We start from the raw sequence: 18138 nt of genomic DNA, 5'->3' as shown, positions 1-18138 counted from the left end.
GTTAAAAACTACTTTCTGTTGTACCGGTACAACACAGGTTCGATGTTGAACCTTTTTTCACTCAGAGTATAATAACTTTTGCCATTAGGTTGGAAGCCGATAGCTTCCCCTTGGGGCTCAGGTTTGTAAGGCAATATCACTGGGTCGCGCGAAAGAGCCTGCTCAATAGTCTCATTCTCATTCCTTGTCCAATAATAAACTGTAAAGTAATTTTTGATCAAGATCTCTTTTCCGTCTGACGAAATATCACCGGCAACTGACATGGTCAGAGACAATTCCAACACCCTTTCCAAGATCGCCTCTCCTTTTGCAAAATCATCCTGCGTTGTTTTATACAAAATATTCAGGCTATCCCGCTTGGTAAGAATATAAATATCTTTGGAAATAGGATCTACCATCAACGTCTCCGCATCTTTAGCCCCATCAGGATAAGTAAGTTTCAAAATCTCAGGTTCTACTTCCATACCTTCTGTGAACTGCTCCGGTTCAGGAAACCGATAAATAAATATGTTAGAATAGCGTGTTTGGTTGTCTCCAATTTCACCAACATACAAATAATTGAGCGTTGGATCCGGCCCGGGACCAACAGCAAGATCTTCCCAATCCCTATTCCAAACACCTTTGAGTTTGAATACTCCCATTCCTTTACCAAGGGTATCGATCAAAAAGATCTTTCTTCCTCCACCACTGTCATTGTGTGTATAGATCAAACCATCGTGTGTCTTGGAAAATGCCAATCCACTACCCTCATCGATTTCTTTATTTTCTATAATGCCGCCAATTATCCGGTTGCTAAAAATGTTTTGATTGGCATCCTTTTCTAATCTGACCAATTTTGGTTGCGGAATATTGAGCATCAACATGGACGGAAAAAAATATAAAAACAAAAATAATTTCATGTAATCACTCATTTTTTAATCTCTTTGTGAATCAACCCGTAAAGTTCAGATTTTTTGGGTTTCGACAAAATTAAATCTTGTTAAGACTTTCCAAACATTCAAGTAACAATCAACCGGAATATGCAAATGGTTCCATTTAGCCAAAATAAAATGGTGAATCGATCAATCCCAAGCTATTTTCTTCGGTAATATTTCAATTCAGGAATTATACCTCCACTCCATTCGCTGAGAGTGAAATATCCACCTTTTTCATCAAAACAAACAGCCTCCCCCTGTGCCTCTATTTCATAAGGTGCCAAGGCTGGGACTGTCCCCATTAATTCAGTAAAGGTTTGGTTTTCAGATCTCTTCCAATAAAAAATCCTATCATATGTTTTGATCAAAACCTCATTACCATCTTCAGATACTGTTCCCGCTGTGGCGATAGTAAAGGAAAATGTCCCTAGAAGTTTTGCTTTGTTTTTTTTAGTTGTCTCCTGAGGATAAGTCAGGGCATAAAGATGGGAAAACAAGTCCCGCTTTGTAACTAAAAAAATATCTCTCGTTAGCGGATCTACCATCAGAGCCTCCACATCATGGCTTTTATTTGGGTATTCAAAATCGATGATATCTATTGGGATATCTAACTCCACTGTTTTGGAGCGGTGCGTCTCTTCAAACTTAGGCTCTTCAAACCTGTAGATTGTATAATCCTTATACTCTTCATTATTGTCGCCTGTGTCTCCTATGTACAGATAGCTTTTACCCGATTCAGGTCCGGTACTGAGTTCAAGAGATTCCCAGTCCCTGTTTTTGGCTCCTTTAATTTCATACTCAGTTACAATTTCGCCTGTATTGGCATCGATGAGGTAGATGCTGTTGTTATTTCCTCTGTCTTGTATGGTCCAAAGGAACCCGGGATTCGACTTGCTGTAAGCTAACCCTGAACTCTCTTTTAGTGTGACTTTCCCTTTGGATTCGGCTTTGTTTTCGAAGAATTCAGATACTTTCAAATCACTGATTTTGTAATCAGTTTTGAATGGAAGTTTTTCCTCTAGTTTAATTTCCGGTAATTCTTTCTCCTTACATGAAAAAAGTAGCGCAGTAAGAATTAATAAGTAAAAATGGTATTTCATTGGGCAAACAGGTTGGATAAATGACGAAAGGTAAAAAAAACTTTAATTAAGTGCTGTCAATAAAGCAGTTATATACTTGGATTCAAATAAAATAAAAATAGGCAGACAATCTCTTGCCCGCCTATTTTTTTATTATCACTTGGTTTGAATTAACCAGCTTTTTCTTTTTTATCGACAGTAATGGTCAATTGTTCACCCTCTCCAGAGTAATCCGCCATGATCACATCACCTTCCGAAAGTTCTCCTTTGAGTATTTCCTCAGCCAATGCATCTTCCAAATATCTCTGGATTGCCCGGTTCAAAGGCCTTGCTCCATACTGCTGGTCATAACCTTTTTCAGCTAAGAAATCTTTCGCTTTATCCGTCAATTGAATGGCATAACCCAAATCAGTAATTCTTCTGAACAATTTACCCAAACTGATATCTATGATTTTATGGATATGATCCTTATCAAGAGAATTAAAGACAACGACATCGTCCAATCTGTTTAAGAATTCAGGACTGAATGCTTTTCTGAGCGCACTTTGAATGGTAGACTTCATCACATCATCCATACTTGTGGATTTTGCTTTTGAGGCGAAACCTATACCTGCGCCAAAGTCCTTTAGATCTCTTACACCGATATTGGAAGTCATAATGATGATGGTATTCCTGAAATCAACCCGTCTTCCAAGCCCGTCGGTAAGGATTCCATCATCTAGGACTTGAAGTAAGATGTTAAATACATCAGGATGGGCTTTCTCGATTTCGTCGAGAAGTACGACAGAATATGGTTTCCTTCTTACTTTCTCTGTCAACTGTCCACCTTCTTCATATCCTACATATCCCGGAGGCGCTCCCACAAGTCGGGAAACACTGAATTTCTCCATGTATTCAGACATATCAATTCTAATCAGCGCATCATCTTTATCAAAAAGATAATTTGCTAACATCTTCGCTAATTCAGTTTTACCGACACCTGTAGGGCCTAGGAAGATGAATGAACCTATCGGCTTTTTTGGATCTTTCAATCCGACTCTTGTTCTTTGAATGGCTTTTGAAAGCTTTTTGATGGCCTCTTCCTGACCGATCACTTTGGCCTGAAGTTCCTCATTCATGTTCAGGAGTTTCAAACCTTCATTCTGTGCAATCCTCTTTGCAGGGATTCCGGTCATCATGGCAATGACTTCAGCGACATTGTCTTCCTCGACTGTGTATCGCTTGGTCTTGCTATCTTCTTCCCATTTTGCTTTGGCATTTTCGAGCTGCTCAAGAAGCTTCTTCTCCTTGTCTCTCAACTGGGCAGCCTCTTCATATTTTTGACTTTTAACAACCCTGTTTTTCTCCACTTTAATTTTCTCCACTTCATCTTCCAGTCTCAAAATATCTTCCGGAACGTGGATGTTATTGATGTGGACTCTTGCACCTGCTTCATCAAGTATATCGATTGCTTTGTCAGGAAGGAATCTGTCGGAAATATACCTGTCAGATAGTTTCACGCAAGCCTCAATTGCCTCAGGTGTATAGATTACATTATGGTGATCTTCGTACTTATCCTTGATATTGTTGAGGATTTGGATGGTCTCATCCGGCGTGGTAGCATCTACCATTACCATCTGGAATCTCCTTGCAAGCGCGCCATCTTTTTCAATATATTGTCTATACTCATCTAGAGTGGTAGCACCGATACATTGAATCTCTCCCCTTGCCAAAGCTGGTTTGAACATGTTGGAAGCATCCAAAGATCCGCTGGCACCACCGGCACCAACTATTGTATGAAGCTCATCAATAAACAAGATTACGCTTGGAGATTTTTCGAGCTCGTTCATTACGGCTTTCATTCTCTCTTCAAATTGTCCTCTATATTTTGTCCCTGCTACCAATGAAGCAAGGTCCAATGTAACCACACGCTTGTTGAACAATACACGTGACACTTTTTTCTGAACAATCCTCAATGCCAATCCTTCAGCAATTGCAGTTTTCCCTACACCAGGCTCACCGATTAAGATTGGGTTGTTTTTCTTTCTTCTTGAAAGTATTTGTGCAACCCTTTCGATTTCTTTCTCTCTGCCTATAATCGGATCAAGTTTATCATCTTCAGCCATTTTGGTCAGGTCCCGACCAAAATTATCCAATACAGGAGTTCTTGATTTTTCTCCTGTAGATTTTGCGGCAGACGAGCTTCCTGAAGAAGATCCAAATAACTTTGATCCATCGTCGTCAGGATCATCGGCTTCCGCCTTGGCCCTTGGAGTCGAGTCAGTCTGAAATTCCAACATCTCTTTGACTGAATCATAATTGGTATCAAACTTATGAAGAATCTGTGTTGCAATATTGTCTTCATCCCTAAGGATTGAAAGTAATAAATGCTCAGTTCCGATAAGTTGGCTTTTGAATATTTTAGCTTCTAAGTAGGTGATTTTAAGTACCTTTTCAGATTGCCTTGTCAGTGGAATGTTGGCAAGGTTTTTTACATTGTGCGTTGCAGTACCTTTTACAGCCCTTTCGATAGAATTACGAAGTTCGTCTAGAGGCACCCCCAACTTCTTCAATATGGAAACAGCCACTCCTTCTCCTTCTCGAATCATACCCAGCAAGAGGTGCTCTGTACCGATGTAATCATGCCCCAGCCGCAATGCTTCTTCACGACTGAGAGAGATCACCTCTTTGACTCTGTTTGAAAATTTTGCTTCCATGTATTTCCTTTCTAAATTTTATTTTAAATCTGTAATAATGTTACCGAATTTGTTTTAAAAACACAATCTATTTGCAGATTGTTCAACGATTTTTTTTTGATTGCAGAAGGACTTCTTTCGAATCTGGCCCCATACAAAACAGCAAATCAATTATACTTATATTGGGAACAAAGTCTAAGCCAAACATTTGTGGGTAAAAGCAGGGTGTCATGATGTCCCTTTGGGAGAATCCTTGCCTAGGGTGAATAATTCCACGGATATCTACTGATTCAGTTGCAAACTCAGTTTTTGACTCCACATTTAACCTTATTTTCATTTTGAGAAGTTTCAGACAAACTGTCAGTAACTCCAAATTCATCTCAAACAAAAACGTCAGGTTTTTATCAAATACCTCGTCAAAGTAAGGATATAAATATTCAAAAAAAGGAGCCTTTCCATAAGCGCTTTGAATTCCTCTGAGATGGACATTTTTCCACTTTTGGCCATAATCGATTTTAACGTCCCAGTAAAGCTGCTTTTTATTACTTCCGATGACCGGCACTGAGAGTATATCGACCTTATTTGCCAATAATACTTGTGCCCTATTCCTAAAAGTCTGCTTTTGATACCTTTCCTTTTGGTCAACTTGTATCTCCTCGAAATCTATGATCGCAACAAAATACTCGATAGGAGGTAAATAAAAAAGATCAGTGATTATGGAATTTGCTTGGCTCAATAGAAATAGGGTTTATTTTGATTACCTACAAAATTAAATTTAAAATGAGGATATCAATATTATTTTGCTTCGGAAATTTAATCACATTATGTCCTCTACGGACCCCAAACCTTGGCGGATGAGCTCAATGTCGTCACCTGTACAGTCCAATATAGTAGAAGCAACATTATTTCCATAGCCGCCATCTATAACTACGTCCACCAGATCCCTAAATTTTTCATAGATCAATTCTGGGTCGGTGCTGTATTCTATAATGTCATCTTCATCACGGATAGAGGTAGTCAATATCGGAGAACCTAATTCTTTGACCAATAATCTTGGAATAGCGTGGTCGGGAACCCTGATTCCTATAGTCTTTTTGTTACTGTTGAGAATTTTGGGAACTGCATTGTTGGCTTCCAATATAAATGTAAATGGTCCTGGCAAAGCTTTTTTCATCATCTTGAATACAGGTGTACTCAAGGCACGTGTATATTCAGAGATATTGCTCAGGTCATAGCAGATAAAGGAAAAGTTGTGTTTTTTCACTTTAATGCCTTTGATTTGAGCGATCCTTTCTACGGCCCGGAGGTTATGGATATTGCAGCCCATCCCATAAACCGTGTCCGTGGGATAAATAATTACCCCTCCATCAAGAAGAATATCGACGATTTTCTGGATTTTCCTTGGGTCGGGATTCTCAGGATATAGTTTTATAAATTCGGCAGCCATGGCAGCTTTAATTTTCAATAGTTTGTTTGATGGTTTTCTTTAAACCATTCGATGAATTCGATCACAATCGGTACATCGGCCTCAGCCCAATCAAGCTTGATAAGATTTTTTGGCTCGATCCATTGGATCTGTTGATGCTCTTTGGCAACCAATTGTCCCTTCATATAGCCACAAAGAAAGGGAATAAGTTCAATTTGCTTATCCTCCTTGTATGAATGGACATTGCTTCTGAAAGTCTTTTCTATGCTAATTTCAATGTTGAGTTCTTCTTTAATTTCCCTGATCAAACATGCATCAGGAGATTCATTTTGTTCTATTTTTCCTCCGGGAAATTCCCATTTCAGCGGCAAGTCCATTTTTTCACTTCTTTGGGCAGCAAGGATTTTTCCTTCTTTCATGATAATTGCACAAGTCACTCGAATGGTTTTTGCCATAGGTATAAAGGAATTGCCAGCCCTTGAACAAAAATCTCTATTTTTGCGATTATTCTGTTATTGCCGTCAAATTATATGTTCAAAGACAATAAAACAAAGTATTACCTCATTGCAGTGATCACTTTCTCGGTGCTTGTCACTTCCTTGTCATTTTATTTTTACCAGGCATTTTTTAGCCCAAATGCCCTCACGGACAAAGAAGATTCCTACTCTTTGAAAATCCCTACCAATGCAACTTTCCAGATGGTATCTGACAGCCTATATCAAAACAATGTGATCCACGACCTGATTACCTTCAGTTTTGTGGCAAAAGTACTTGGTTATCAGGATGCTGTAAAACCCGGATTATATACCATTCCGGCAAAAACCAACAACCTCAATCTCATCAAGCTCCTCAGGTCAGGACGACAGACTCCTGTCAAGTTAACTTTCAACAATGTCAGAACAAAAGAAGACTTGGCAGAGAAAATCACCAAAAACTTAGAAACAAGCCAAGACGAATTCATGGATTTGATCATGGATTCAGTCTATATCTGGAAATTCGGATTCAAAGAAGAAACCATCATGGGAATGTTTATTCCCAATACCTATGAATTCTGGTGGAACACGAGTGCCGAAAAGCTTTTTGACAGGATGTATAAAGAATATGGGAATTTCTGGACCGAGGCGAGATTGGCTAAAGCCCAAAAATTGGGATTGACCCAGTATGAGGTCTCAACTTTGGCATCGATTGTACAGGCCGAAACACAAAAAGCGGATGAAAGACCCAAAGTGGCCGGTGTCTACTTGAACAGGTTAAGAATCAATATGGCGCTTCAGGCCGACCCAACACTGGTTTTTGCTGTTGGAGATTTTAGTCTGAAAAGGGTTTTGAATGTCCATAAAGAAATTGACAGTCCTTATAATACTTACAAGTATACAGGACTTCCTCCCGGTCCTATTAACCTACCAGAAATATCAGCGCTCGAAGCGGTCCTAAATTACGAAGATCACGACTACATTTATTTCTGTGCCAAAGAGGATTTTTCAGGTTATCATGCCTTTGCAAAGGACTATAACACACACATGATCAATGCCCGCAGGTATCAGGCAGCGTTAAATAAATCAAAAATATACTGACATGTTCCAAGCAGAAACCAAAGTAAGGGTAAGGTATGCAGAAACAGATCAAATGGGATATGTTTATTATGGAAACTATGCCATGTACTTTGAAGTGGCAAGAGTGGAAGCACTCCGAGATGCGGGATTTTCCTACAAGCAGATGGAAGATGATGGGATCATCATGCCGGTCTTGGACCTTCATTCCCAGTTTATCAAACCCGGAAAATATGATGAGCTTCTGACTATCAAAACCACTATCCCCGAAATGCCTGGGGTTAGAATAAAGTTTGAATATGAGGTATTCAATGAATCTGAAGAATTAATTACAAAAGGTTGGACTACTTTGACATTTCTGAAAAAAGAAAGCCACAAACCCTGCAGACCATCCCATTATTTACTAGATTTATTACGTCCATACTACCAGTAATCCATTTTTAAGTGAAGAAGAGGATCCGTTTACTGTCGATTAGATTTACGAGACAAGCTAAGATTCTCAGAAAATTTCACTTTGGAAATCCTGATCAGAATCTTTACGATGTAGGCAGAATTTTTATTTTCCAAATGAGGAAAGATGAAATTACCGAGAGGGCCGGCGCAATGGCATTCAGTTTTACAGTAGCCATGTTTCCGCTATTGCTTTTTTTGTTGAATATGATCCCATATGTGGGATTATTTTTCCCAAATGTGACTACCCAAAACATCCTTCTTTTCATTGCAGAATTTATCCCATCGAGTGTCTATCAAGAAGCCGAAGCTACCATCATGGATATCGTCAGCAAACCAAGACAAAGCTTATTGTCACTCGGCTTTTTTCTTGCCTTATTCCTTTCTACCAATGGCGTGGTCTCAATGATGAATGCATTCAATGCTGTATACCGAACAAAGGAGAACAGGTCATTTTGGATGACAAGATTGATCTCAGTCGGTATTGTGTTGCTTTTGGTATTGTCGATATGCGGGGCGGTTTTGATCATGATTTTGGGAGGAAGTATCCTTTATCGGATCTCCGAATGGGACTTGGTATCGAGCAACCTATACATATACATGCTGACTTTCTTTAGGTTCTTGGTATTGTTATCTGTTTTCTTGATCGCCACAGCATTCATATTCAGGTTTGCACCCGCGGTGCATGACAAATGGAAGTTTTTTTCGACAGGATCACTTACGGGGGGCATTTTGATCACATGCGGTTTTTATTTATTCTCCTTCTACCTGAATAATTTTGCCACATACAACAAACTCTATGGGTCAATTGGGGCAATGATTGCCGTAATGTTGTGGTTGTTTATCACTTCACTTATTATACTGGTTAGTTTTGAAATCAACGTCAGTTTGGACAAAGCCGCCGGGAGACACCTAGTCACAAGGATATTAAAAGAAGAAAAATCATGATATTAATCATGAAAAAATAACATATTCATCAAGTTTGGAGTCCTTTTCGCCTTCTAATTTTGTTAAGTTTTAAAAAACGTTTTCTATGGACACCAATAAAAGTATTTTTATAGCCACCACACAACCATTTAGCGGCAAATCAATAGTGGCCCTTGGTTTAGTAGATATGCTGCTTTCCAAAGCACATAAAATAGGTTACTTCAAACCTATCATCAACAACAATCCTGAAGTCAAAAAAGACCAACATTTTGAAACCCTTATAAAACATTTTAATCTCCCGATCCAATACGAAAAGTCCTATGGCTATACCAGGGAGCAGGCCAATCAGATGATTGAAGCAGGATTGCAAGGCGAAATTATAGATACCATTATCACCAAATACAAAGTATTGGAAGAGGAGTATGATTTCACAATTATTGAAGGAAGTGATTTTTTGGGAGAGGGCACTGCATTTGAATTTGATGCCAATGTAGCAATTGCAAAAAACCTTGGCTCACCTGTGATTATAGTGTTGTCAGGAGATGGCAAGTCCGTTGCCCAAGTGGTCTCTTCTGCAGTTGTCACTCTGAATAATTTTCTCCAAAGAAAAGTAAAGGTGCTCGCTGTAGTCATCAATAAAGTGGAGGAGGGAGAAAGAAAAGAAATAAAAAGGGCCCTTCAGGACCATTTGGGAAAGGAATTAATCCTTGCAGTGATTCCCAAAATTCAGGAATTGAAAAGTCCATCGATGAGGGAAGTCAAAGACCACCTCGGGGCTGAGGTCCTTTTTGGAGAAAATTTTCTTTCCAATCCAGCCGACCATTTCATCTTCGGAGCTATGCAGGTGTCGAATTTTCTTAAGCATATTAGAAAAAATGTCCTGATAGTCACTCCTGGCGATAGGGCTGATATCATTTTGGCATCTTTACAAGCCAACCATTCCCAAAATTTTCCAAGAATTGCCGGAATCGTAGTCACAGGTGGTTTTGAAATCGGTGAATCAGTCATCAAGTTGATAGAGGGTTCGGATGTGAATGTGCCAATTTTGAGAGTGGACGATCCATCCTTCTATGCAGCAACCAAAGTGGCAGCCATCCACTCCAAAATCAGTCCTGACACTCCTGATAAAATTTTGGGAGCCATCAATACCTTTAGAAAATACATTGATACTGATGCTCTTGAGAAAGAGATGATCAATTTTGTCGGCGTAGGAATGACTCCAAGAATGTTTCAGTTTCAGCTCGTTAAATGGGCCAAAAACAAAAAGAAACACATCGTATTGCCGGAGGGAAAAGACGAAAGGATTTTGAAAGCCGCTGACAGACTCATAAAACAAAAAGTAGTAAAAATTACGCTGCTTGGAGACGTCCAAGAAATCATTGCAAGTATCAGTAGACTGGGGTTAAGCCTCACCAAAGATAATTGTCAGATCATCAATCCTCAGGAATCCTTCTATTTTGAAGATTACGCCAATACTTTTTTTGAATTGAGAAAAGGAAAAAAAATGCCTTTGGAAGTGGCCAAAGACCTGATGACGGATGGTGCTTATTACGGAACGATGATGGTTTATAAAGGCCATGCCGACGGGATGGTTTCCGGAGCTATACATACCACCGCCCATACCATCCGTCCTGCCCTTCAGTTTATCAAAACTAAGCCGGGAATTTCATTGGTATCCTCCGTATTCTTTATGTGCCTTCCGGATCGGGTAACTGTTTTTGGAGATTGTGCCATCAATATCAACCCGAGTTCTGAAGAATTGGCTGAAATCGCTATTTCCTCCGCAGATACAAGTAAGAGATTTGGTATAGAACCACGTGTTGCCATGCTGTCTTATTCATCCGGCGAATCCGGCACAGGAGAAGATGTAGAAAAAGTCCGTAAAGCCACCGAAATCGTCAAATCAAAAAGACCTGACATCAAAGTCGAAGGCCCAATCCAATATGATGCAGCTGTGGATCCGGTGACAGGCCGCCAAAAAATGCCGAATTCGGAAGTGGCAGGAAATGCTTCTGTGCTGATTTTCCCTGATCTAAACACAGGAAACAATACCTATAAAGCAGTCCAAAGAGAAACAGGTGCGGTCGCCATCGGACCGATGCTCCAAGGTCTCAACAAACCCGTCAACGACCTCAGCCGTGGCTGCACTGTAGATGACGTTTTCAATACTGTTGTAATCACCGCAATACAAGCTCAGGAATAGTATTCAATTATTATTTTTGGTTTGGGAATTGATTTTTTCGGTTCTCAAACCATTTTTATTATGTTTCCATATGAATTCCCCACAATCCATCTACGAATCCCTTGGTCAAGAAAAAATTAAATTGCTGGTAAACCACTTTTACAAGAATGTGGAAAAAACGCAGGACTTGAGAAAACTCTATCCCGAAGATTTGGCACCAGCAGAAGAAAGATTATTTTTGTTCCTGATCCATGTATTTGGCGGACCGCACACTTACCTTGAGCTGCGGGGTCACCCCATGCTTAGAAAAAGACATTTCCAATGGCCAATAGATGGTGCTATGAGAAACTCTTGGCTGAATTGCATGCTAACAGCAATCGATCAAATAACCATGGAAACAGAAGTCAAAGAAGCTATTCAATCATATTTTGTCAAAGCAGCCAACCATATGATCAATCAATAAGCCATGATTGTACTTAAGAGGATATATTCCATTTATGCTTTTTTGATCTTCATTCTGACATTTCTATTGCTATTTCCTCTTTTTTTGATTTGTATCTGGATTCCAAATTGGGAGAAATACGGGCGAAGAGTCAATCAATTTTGGGCAAACCTTTTCTTCTTACTAATTTTTATGCAGATCAAAGTAGTAGGGAAAGGGAATATAAAAAAAGGCCGACCCTATATTTTTGCAGCCAACCATTTTTCTTACCTAGACATTGCCATGATGGGATTTATTCCCGGAGATGTAGTGTATATCGGCAAAAGCTCCATCAGGAAAGTTCCGCTTTTCGGGTATTACTTCAAAAAACTGCATATCGCAGTCAATAGATCAAGCCTAAAGAGTAGAAGCGAAGTTTTGATCAGAGCAAAAAATGCCATTTCCAAAGGAAGCAGCATTGTGATTTTTCCGGAAGGAGGAATTACCACAGGCTTGCCTCCTCATTTGAATAAGTTTAAGGATGGGGCATTTAGTCTTGCTATAGACAAACAAATACCTTTGATTCCTGTCACTTTATCATTTAATCATTTAATTTTGCCCGATGACGGGAGGCTCTTATTAAATTTTAAGAAAGGTAAAATCGTAATCCACTCCCCGATCGAAACCCTTGGGATGAATTCTAAGGACATCGCGAGTATCAGAAATAAATGTTATAGTACAATTCAGGACCAACTTTGGGAAGACAATCACCTCTTGGATACTGAGAAAACAATAATTAAGACTTTATGAAAATTGATTTAAATACCGTAAAGAAAATCTCTCACCTAGCCAGGCTTGAGTTTGATGAAATAGGAGCAGAAAAAATCCAAAAAGACATGACCCAGATCCTTGATTGGGTGGAGCAACTCAACGAGGTAGATACGACAGGAATCGAACCAATTACCACGATGTCATCTGAAGTCAATGTCATGAGAGAAGACGTCGTCGGAGAGCACCTTTCTCATGAGGCAGGATTGCTCAATGCCCCGCAACGGGATTCGGATTACTTCAGGGTTCCAAAGGTGCTCGAATAATGCCGGCAAAAAACAATCAAAATATATCAAATATTGTAATGAAAGGCCTTCCCATATCACTATCAGTGATCGGAGGCCTTTTCCTATTGTTCAGTAGTTTCTTCTGGGAAAGGGGTATCATGCCGGTCCTTCCCGGAATATTTTCGGAAGCCGTTTCCGTTCCGGTCAAACTGGTCCAAGTGGGGGGAGAATTGGTCAAGATTGAAATGGATAATTTTCTTTTGTTCCAAAATTTCGAATCCCTCCCTGCGTTGACGTTTCCCAATCTTTCTCTACTTTTTGGCGGCTTGGTATGGCTTCTTTTCAGCTTGGGACTTGCCCTTATCAGTACCCTCAAAAAGCTTTACTTCACTGCGGCGACGGCTTTGGTGATATTTTTACTCGCATTCAGTGGTATCAATGGGCTAAACATTGGTGGTATATCAACCAATTATCCCTTGATAGGATTGATGGCCGGAATCCTGATTCCATTGATCGGATTGTCCTTTTTTGCAACATCATGGGGGATATTGGGTAGGTTTTTTGTCATCCTTTTTTCAGGATCTGCCACACTTTACCTTTTGACTGTGGTATCGGACATTCCTTCTCCTTGGCTATGGTTGGGTGAAAACAGCGCTTTTCCTGCAGCAGTCATATCTGTTATCTTCTTATTGCACATCGGTCATGCGTTCATTTCCGGAAGCTCTATTCTATTGATCAAATTAAACAAAGGAACGGGGATCAAAATCACATGGCATATCCTTTTCATTTTTCTGATCTACTTCTTTTTAGTTTTCTTTTCGTTTTTGGACATTACAGGAGAAGTTGATTTGCCTTTCCCTATTCTTCCGCCCGTCATCTTGATGCTGATCGGCGGGCTTATCGGATATTTTGTTTTGCAATACAAAATCCAACAAACTGATCAGGTTTATAAGCATTCGGATATTGGAAAATCATTCTTTTGGATCGGATACGCGCTGACAACATTCACATGGGGTTGGGTAATCTTCAAGGACAACCAACCGATGATTGAGTTTTTCAACCATATTTTCATCTACGGTCAGGTTGCTTTCAGTTTGTTGTTCTATTTGTATCTGATGGCAAACTTTTCAGAGATTCTTAACTCAGGAAAGGACTTAGAGAAAATAATTTTCAAGCCACAGTTTTTTGCTTATTTCCACATGAGAATCGGAGCAATCATGGCAGTGGTGGTTTTGGTAATCTATGCAGATGGAATCATCGGAGTACAGTTGGCCTCGGGCAGTTCTAATATCAATGCAGAATATTATTACCAAACAGACCGTCCACTAGAGGCTGCCATCTTGTTTGAAAGCTCTTGGATCCAATACAGAAAAAATGACAAGGCAAAGAATACAGCCTCTCACCTGAGATTTTCCCTAAACCAAACCAACTTGGGCATGGAAAATCTATATCAGGTTTTTGACAATTCGCCCTCTGTTATCAATACACTTTTACTCAGTTCCAAGCTTCATGAACAGGAAAAAATCTTCGATGCTGTTTTTTACCTTGAAAGAGGACTGAGTTACTTTCCTGACAACCCATATTTGGCCAATAATCTTTCATTGCTTTATTCCAAACTGAATAAGCCTACCGAAGCCATTTCGATGATGGAGAAAATTACTGACCAAAATCCTGTCCTTCAGTCCAATCTTCTTGCATTAAAAGTCAAACATCAGGTTGAACAGGAAGAGGTGACGTCGATTCCGGAAGATCAGATTTTCAAAATCAACTACCTTGTTTTCGAAAACAAGAAAGGGAATTTTGCTCCATTTATATTGAGCACCGATAACCTCCCTGAAAATTATTCATTGAAAACAGCCCTTCTCCGTAACCAGTGGACCAATAAGGTTACGGCGCCGTTGGCCTCGGACCTACCCATCATTGATTCCCTTGTAGCCAAAGCGCAGGTAAGTATTGAAGAAATGAATCTTCGCGATACGAGGATATTGAGGACACTCCAAGAATCGTATATCAACGAATCGCTGAAATACCTCAACGGAACTGCAATGGCTCTTCCCAATGCCGCAGGTTATTACCATTCCATTTCTGCAAAAATTCTATATGGAGAATTGGATTTTGAGAAATCGTCTGTGGATATTTTGGTGGCTGAGGAAAGGGGTTTTCAGAACTTTCAACCTATCCATCTTGCAATTCTTCATTTTGGTGGAAAGCCTGAAGAAGCTCAATTTATCCATCAAAAATTCAATGTTCCGTTTCCTGATTGGATGGTTTGGGATGAAAACGGGGAATTGGTAGAAAACTCCAAGACAGCTTATTTTGATAAATCAGCAAAGTTGCATCGTGCGATGCCTTCTGATTTTATGAAAAATCTCGAGGAAATACAGGACCTAAACTTCCAAGCAGAATATGCTTTCAAAATACTCTTGCATAAAATGCATTGGTTGGATGATTCAGAATTCTCGAAAGTCAAGAATATTCTGCTTCAAAACTTGGGAGATGTATGGTCCTCAGAAGATCTGGACTCTTGGTATTCATTTGTGACCAAAGAAGAAAAAACTGAATTGACAGAAAAAACCCAAGCACTGATCAAACAAGATCTGGATTTAGGCCGAAATGCTTATTGGGTTCCTTTGGTATTGAAAAAAGTAAATGCCGAAACAGATGACCTGAAAAAATATGAAATCCTTCAGGATGCCATCCAGTTTTCCAAAGATCCGATGCTGTGGATCCAATATGTAAAGCAAAGCAGGAAACTGGGACTCGACAGCTATGCGAGCAATGCACTCGTGGAGATGCAAGGTTGGCTGACAATTTCCCAAATTGAAAAACTACAATTAGCAAACTTATAGCACCTTTTGTCGTTTTCTTAAAGTAAAGTTTTTAGCTCTAAATCTTTTACTTTAATTTAAGACTTTTAAACCAACTACCCATGGCTAAGATAATTGAAACAACCGGAATCAGTAAGACCTATAAAATGGGTGCGGAAATAGTGGAAGCACTGAAATCCATAACGATCACAATAAACAAAGGCGAATATGTAGCTTTTATGGGTCCCTCAGGTTCCGGAAAATCCACCTTGATGAATATCATCGGTTGTTTGGATTCCCCCACTACCGGTTCATATGTCCTCAATGGAAAAGACGTCAGCGACATGACTGAAAATGATCTTGCCGAAATCAGAAACAAAGAAATCGGATTTGTATTCCAGACTTTTAACCTCCTTCCTAGGGCCACTTGTCTTGATAATGTTGCCCTACCATTGATCTATGCCGGTTATAACAAATCAGATAGGCGAGACATGGCATTCCAGGCACTCAAAAATGTGGAACTTGCTGACCGTGTAAGTCACAAACCCAACGAGCTTTCTGGTGGTCAAAGACAAAGGGTAGCCATAGCCCGTGCCTTGGTCAATAACCCAAGCATCATCTTGGCCGATGAACCTACCGGTAACCTGGATTCCAAAACTTCATATGGAATTATGGAGCTTTTCCACGAGCTCCACCAAAAAGGTAATACCATTATCATGGTAACTCACGAAGACGACATCGCCCATTATGCCCATAGGATTATTCGATTGAGAGATGGGCTTGTAGAATCAGACACTGTTAATCCAAATCCTGCTAGGGGAATTTCGATGTTGGTTTCTGAGTAATTTCGTAAAGCTTTCTAAATTCTTTCTGTTATTTTTGTGGCTTGATTGTCAAAGGCCTACTAAATACGATTTTGCCCCATGAAAATATATACCAAAACCGGAGATACGGGAAAAACCTCATTGTTGGGAGGCCGGAGGGTTTCAAAAGCAGAATTGAGAATTGATGCCTATGGCACCGTAGATGAACTGAACAGTTTCATCGGTTTGCTCCGGGATCAGGAAATCAACCAAAAAAGAGAGTCTCTTCTCAAAGAAATCCAAGACAGGCTTTTTACAATCGGTGCGACCCTAGCTTCAGAGCCGGGAAAAGAAAACATCAAAAAGCCTGATCTTCATGACGAAGACTTGGAACTGCTGGAAAAGGAAATAGATGAAATGGAATTGCAACTTCCCGAATTGAGGCATTTTATTTTGCCGGGAGGACACCAAACTGTATCTTTTTGCCACGTTGCAAGGACAGTGTGTAGGAGAACTGAGCGCTGCGTCATTGACCTGATGGAAATAGAGCATGTAGATGAAATAATCGTAAAATATTTAAACCGGCTTTCTGATTATCTTTTTGTTTTGGGAAGGTTAATAGCCCAAGAGTTAGGAGTTGAGGAGGTTACTTGGAAGCCTAGAATCTAATACCATGAAAACAGCATTACAGATAGATATCACCAAAACTGCTAAATCCAGGCTTAAAGAGACGGATTTTGACAACTTGGTTTTCGGCAAAACGATCAGTGACCACATGTTTGTGGCTGATTTTATTGATGGCGAATGGACAGACCTCCGCATTGAGCCATACGCGCCACTTGCCATCAGCCCTTCCAATGCCACCCTTCATTATGGACAATCTATTTTCGAAGGAATGAAAGCCTATAAAAATGAGGAAGGTGAAATCTTACTTTTCAGAGCAGATGCCAACCAAAAAAGGTTGAATGAATCCGCCAGAAGAATGTGTATTCCTGAAGTTCCTGAAGAAATTTTTATGGAAGGATTGATGACACTGTTGGATCTGGACAGGGCTTGGATTCCAAATAAACCCGGTTATTCATTGTATATCAGGCCATTTGTTTTTGCTACAGATGACTATATCGGTGTCAGACCATCAGAAAAATATAAGTTTATGATCTTCACCTGCCCTGTTGGAAACTATTATTCCAAGCCTGTGGCAGTAAAGGTCGAGCAGAAATATACCAGGGCCATTGAAGGGGGTACAGGACAGGCAAAAGCTGCGGGCAACTATGCAGGCTCGCTGTATCCAGCTCTTTTGGCCCAAAAAGAAGGCTACGACCAATTGCTTTGGACAGATGGCAAATCCCATCAATTCATCGAAGAAAGTGGTACCATGAATGTCATGTTTATGATCAATGACACCATCATCACAGCACCGACCCACACCGGGACTATCCTGAAAGGAATCACCAGAGATTCTGTCTTGTCCATTGCAAAAGAAATGGGATATCCTGTAGAGGAGCGTTTTTTGAGTGTGACCGAATTGGAGAAAGCCCTTGTAGAAGGAAAACTTCAGGACGCTTTTGGAACAGGAACTGCAGCAACGATTGCACATATTTTCAAAATTAATATCCATGGACAGGATTATATCCTTCCAGAAAAGCCATCCTATGCCTTCTCCCATCAGGTCCAAAAAACCCTCGATGAAATCAAGTATGGCAAAAAAGAAGACAAACGTGGTTGGATTATCAAATTGTAAAAGAGATTTGAAATTGAATCATAATTTTGAAAACCACCTATGGTTGGTTTTTTTTGAAATCAAAAACAATCCTTGATAGAAGGACATCAGGAATTTCATCGTTTAAAT

17 protein-coding genes are annotated in these 18138 nt (G+C 39.9%); 11 read left to right on the top strand and 6 right to left on the bottom strand.

Going from position 1 to position 18138, the window contains the following annotated elements; genetic code table 11:
- Positions 1–8: 8 nt before the first annotated feature.
- The 6 genes from M3O96_RS08455 to M3O96_RS08430 all read right to left on the bottom strand — a co-directional run bounded on the left by M3O96_RS08455 (position 9) and on the right by M3O96_RS08430 (position 6549).
- The gene (locus M3O96_RS08455; protein ID WP_249719903.1) at positions 9–899 is read right to left on the bottom strand and encodes a hypothetical protein; all 891 of its coding nucleotides are present in this window, start codon (positions 897–899) and stop codon (positions 9–11) included.
- A 173-nt stretch (positions 900–1072) separates the two neighbouring features.
- The gene (locus tag M3O96_RS08450) at positions 1073–2014 is read right to left on the bottom strand and encodes a hypothetical protein (RefSeq protein WP_249719902.1); all 942 of its coding nucleotides are present in this window, start codon (positions 2012–2014) and stop codon (positions 1073–1075) included.
- A 149-nt stretch (positions 2015–2163) separates the two neighbouring features.
- Entirely contained in the window at positions 2164–4689 is a 2526-nt protein-coding gene (locus tag M3O96_RS08445; protein WP_249719901.1) for an ATP-dependent Clp protease ATP-binding subunit, read from the bottom strand.
- 82 nt (positions 4690–4771) lie between these two features.
- A complete protein-coding gene (locus M3O96_RS08440; protein ID WP_249719900.1) occupies positions 4772–5404 on the bottom strand; it encodes a WbqC family protein in 633 nt (210 codons plus the stop codon).
- Between the two features lie 81 nt (positions 5405–5485).
- On the bottom strand, positions 5486–6115 hold the full coding sequence (locus tag M3O96_RS08435; protein ID WP_249719934.1) for an L-threonylcarbamoyladenylate synthase: 630 nt from the start codon (positions 6113–6115) through the stop codon (positions 5486–5488).
- 14 nt (positions 6116–6129) lie between these two features.
- The gene (locus tag M3O96_RS08430) at positions 6130–6549 is read right to left on the bottom strand and encodes a (deoxy)nucleoside triphosphate pyrophosphohydrolase (protein WP_249719899.1); all 420 of its coding nucleotides are present in this window, start codon (positions 6547–6549) and stop codon (positions 6130–6132) included.
- A 75-nt stretch (positions 6550–6624) separates the two neighbouring features.
- On the opposite strand from M3O96_RS08430, the gene mltG reads away from it, so the two are divergent.
- The 11 genes from mltG to M3O96_RS08375 all read left to right on the top strand — a co-directional run bounded on the left by mltG (position 6625) and on the right by M3O96_RS08375 (position 18030).
- Positions 6625–7668 (top strand): endolytic transglycosylase MltG, encoded by a 1044-nt coding sequence (gene mltG, locus M3O96_RS08425; RefSeq protein ID WP_249719898.1) that lies wholly within the window; start codon positions 6625–6627, stop codon positions 7666–7668.
- Position 7669: 1 nt separating this feature from the next.
- On the top strand, positions 7670–8077 hold the full coding sequence (locus M3O96_RS08420) for an acyl-CoA thioesterase (protein WP_249719897.1): 408 nt from the start codon (positions 7670–7672) through the stop codon (positions 8075–8077).
- Between the two features lie 11 nt (positions 8078–8088).
- Entirely contained in the window at positions 8089–9042 is a 954-nt protein-coding gene (locus tag M3O96_RS08415) for a YihY/virulence factor BrkB family protein (RefSeq protein WP_249719896.1), read from the top strand.
- An 85-nt stretch (positions 9043–9127) separates the two neighbouring features.
- Positions 9128–11224 carry a phosphate acetyltransferase gene (gene pta / locus M3O96_RS08410; RefSeq protein WP_249719895.1) on the top strand — a complete coding sequence of 699 codons (2097 nt, stop codon included), beginning with the start codon at positions 9128–9130 and terminating at the stop codon, positions 11222–11224.
- A 70-nt stretch (positions 11225–11294) separates the two neighbouring features.
- On the top strand, positions 11295–11666 hold the full coding sequence (locus M3O96_RS08405; RefSeq protein ID WP_249719894.1) for a globin domain-containing protein: 372 nt from the start codon (positions 11295–11297) through the stop codon (positions 11664–11666).
- A gap of 171 nt (positions 11667–11837) precedes the next feature.
- Positions 11838–12434 (top strand): lysophospholipid acyltransferase family protein, encoded by a 597-nt coding sequence (locus tag M3O96_RS08400; protein WP_349630839.1) that lies wholly within the window; start codon positions 11838–11840, stop codon positions 12432–12434.
- Entirely contained in the window at positions 12431–12718 is a 288-nt protein-coding gene (gene gatC, locus M3O96_RS08395) for an Asp-tRNA(Asn)/Glu-tRNA(Gln) amidotransferase subunit GatC (protein ID WP_249719892.1), read from the top strand. The genes M3O96_RS08400 and gatC overlap by 4 nt, the downstream gene beginning before the upstream one ends.
- Positions 12719–12756: 38 nt before the next feature.
- Positions 12757–15528 (top strand): tetratricopeptide repeat protein, encoded by a 2772-nt coding sequence (locus M3O96_RS08390; RefSeq protein ID WP_249719891.1) that lies wholly within the window; start codon positions 12757–12759, stop codon positions 15526–15528.
- An 80-nt stretch (positions 15529–15608) separates the two neighbouring features.
- Positions 15609–16331, top strand: coding sequence for an ABC transporter ATP-binding protein (locus M3O96_RS08385; protein WP_283773969.1), 723 nt, complete (start codon positions 15609–15611; stop codon positions 16329–16331).
- Between the two features lie 78 nt (positions 16332–16409).
- Entirely contained in the window at positions 16410–16958 is a 549-nt protein-coding gene (locus M3O96_RS08380) for a cob(I)yrinic acid a,c-diamide adenosyltransferase (RefSeq protein ID WP_249719890.1), read from the top strand.
- 4 nt (positions 16959–16962) lie between these two features.
- Complete coding sequence (locus M3O96_RS08375) at positions 16963–18030, top strand: branched-chain amino acid aminotransferase (RefSeq protein WP_249719889.1); 1068 nt, start codon at positions 16963–16965, stop codon at positions 18028–18030.
- The last annotated feature ends 108 nt before the right edge of the window (positions 18031–18138 follow it).

The organism is Aquiflexum sp. TKW24L (assembly GCF_023502205.1).
Classification (GTDB): Bacteria; Bacteroidota; Bacteroidia; order Cytophagales; family Cyclobacteriaceae; genus Cognataquiflexum.
This window is presented reverse-complemented; position numbering and strand designations above follow the sequence as displayed.

Excerpts from the sequence above, each read along its gene's own strand:
- mltG (WP_249719898.1), top strand. The coding sequence starts at position 6,625 with ATGTTCAAAGACAATAAAACAAAGTATTACCTCATTGCAGTGATCACT.
- gatC (WP_249719892.1), top strand. The coding sequence starts at position 12,431 with ATGAAAATTGATTTAAATACCGTAAAGAAAATCTCTCACCTAGCCAGG.
- M3O96_RS08420 (WP_249719897.1), top strand. The coding sequence starts at position 7,670 with ATGTTCCAAGCAGAAACCAAAGTAAGGGTAAGGTATGCAGAAACAGAT.
- M3O96_RS08375 (WP_249719889.1), top strand. The coding sequence starts at position 16,963 with ATGAAAACAGCATTACAGATAGATATCACCAAAACTGCTAAATCCAGG.
- M3O96_RS08380 (WP_249719890.1), top strand. The coding sequence starts at position 16,410 with ATGAAAATATATACCAAAACCGGAGATACGGGAAAAACCTCATTGTTG.
- M3O96_RS08455 (WP_249719903.1), bottom strand. The coding sequence starts at position 899 with ATGAAATTATTTTTGTTTTTATATTTTTTTCCGTCCATGTTGATGCTC.
- M3O96_RS08390 (WP_249719891.1), top strand. The coding sequence starts at position 12,757 with ATGAAAGGCCTTCCCATATCACTATCAGTGATCGGAGGCCTTTTCCTA.
- M3O96_RS08445 (WP_249719901.1), bottom strand. The coding sequence starts at position 4,689 with ATGGAAGCAAAATTTTCAAACAGAGTCAAAGAGGTGATCTCTCTCAGT.
- M3O96_RS08430 (WP_249719899.1), bottom strand. The coding sequence starts at position 6,549 with ATGGCAAAAACCATTCGAGTGACTTGTGCAATTATCATGAAAGAAGGA.
- M3O96_RS08400 (WP_349630839.1), top strand. The coding sequence starts at position 11,838 with ATGCAGATCAAAGTAGTAGGGAAAGGGAATATAAAAAAAGGCCGACCC.
- pta (WP_249719895.1), top strand. The coding sequence starts at position 9,128 with ATGGACACCAATAAAAGTATTTTTATAGCCACCACACAACCATTTAGC.
- M3O96_RS08435 (WP_249719934.1), bottom strand. The coding sequence starts at position 6,115 with ATGGCTGCCGAATTTATAAAACTATATCCTGAGAATCCCGACCCAAGG.
- M3O96_RS08405 (WP_249719894.1), top strand. The coding sequence starts at position 11,295 with ATGAATTCCCCACAATCCATCTACGAATCCCTTGGTCAAGAAAAAATT.
- M3O96_RS08385 (WP_283773969.1), top strand. The coding sequence starts at position 15,609 with ATGGCTAAGATAATTGAAACAACCGGAATCAGTAAGACCTATAAAATG.
- M3O96_RS08450 (WP_249719902.1), bottom strand. The coding sequence starts at position 2,014 with ATGAAATACCATTTTTACTTATTAATTCTTACTGCGCTACTTTTTTCA.